The organism is Xylanibacter ruminicola (assembly GCF_900142525.1).
In the GTDB taxonomy this organism is placed as follows: domain Bacteria; phylum Bacteroidota; class Bacteroidia; order Bacteroidales; family Bacteroidaceae; genus Prevotella; species Prevotella ruminicola_A.
On the sequence record NZ_FRBD01000062.1, the window covers coordinates 1 to 1075 of the forward strand.

The 1075-nt window shown below is 34.0% G+C and carries 2 protein-coding genes; both read left to right on the plus strand.

Going from position 1 to position 1075, the window contains the following annotated elements; translation table 11 throughout:
• Positions 1–207 (plus strand): hypothetical protein (locus tag BUB86_RS17815; protein ID WP_217653248.1); only part of this gene is annotated, 207 nt, incomplete at its 5' end.
• Positions 204–950: a hypothetical protein gene (locus BUB86_RS16905; protein ID WP_073211908.1), complete on the plus strand. Its 747-nt coding sequence runs from the start codon at positions 204–206 to the stop codon at positions 948–950. The genes BUB86_RS17815 and BUB86_RS16905, both read left to right, overlap by 4 nt.
• Positions 951–1075 lie beyond the last annotated feature (125 nt).

Genomic DNA, 1075 nt, shown 5'->3' on the forward strand with positions numbered 1-1075 from the left:
CGGGAGTTTCGTTTGGTGTTATACAAAAGTTGTGATTCAATAAAGATGATCAGAAGAACCGACCCTGTGATTGCTGGAGTTTGGCGCGAATATTTAAATGGAGAAGTTATAAAAGAATATCCTGGGAACACTCTTCCTGGTACACGAGAATTTGATTATTCTACACTTTTGAAGAAAACATCACAAGATTTATATTGGCAAAAATGAAAAAGTTATTTATTTGTAGTATTTTGTTTGTACTTTTTTTACAAACAGGGTGTACAGATAATGTACAACCCCAAAAATCAAATAACCCGTCTCATAGTCTTGAGCCGGATAATATAACTGATGCTGATTCTTACTATTATAGGCATTGCTTAGAGAAATTTACACAACTAATAAAAACTCCAGATAACATTCAGTTTTTTGAATTAGAAAATGTTTTTAATGAGGCAGATGTATATTCAGAATCACTATTGTTTAACTTGGTGGTAGCTAATAGATTAGGACTAGATGTCGCAAAGATAAGAGTTGCATGTTGCTTGTCTGAATCATTAAGCAATCCTAATATTAGTAAGAACTCGAAAGAGATTTCATTGTATTATCTGAAAAAATGGGAATCCTGTACTCAACATAAGAGAGGTAAGCAAATTATTGAACGTTTTGAATCTATACCAACGAATGAAACAGGAATCAGATTTCCAAAAATAACCTATAAAAGTTCTGAAATACAACGTTTAAAAGTAGGCTGTCTCAAAGGGGCTATTAAAGACTACGAGAAGTTGAAAGAGAAGATGTCTAATGATACTATGTATGCTTTCATGTTGTATTATGCATATATGATGGCTGACCGATACAATTATCAGCCAGCTAAAAGGGATGTTGTAACTATTGTAAACCGTTTTTATGACGAATATAATTTGGGGCCAATAGATAAAGACACGAGATATTTTTGTAGTTTCTTTAAATAATGTTTGAGATTATGGGGTGGAATCATAACAACAGATCAGCTTGGCGGGATACTTACCACAAGTAATCTTCTACGTAGCCATTGAACTCCAACGGTTCTTTCCAACCGAATTTGCGGGCGGCCTGA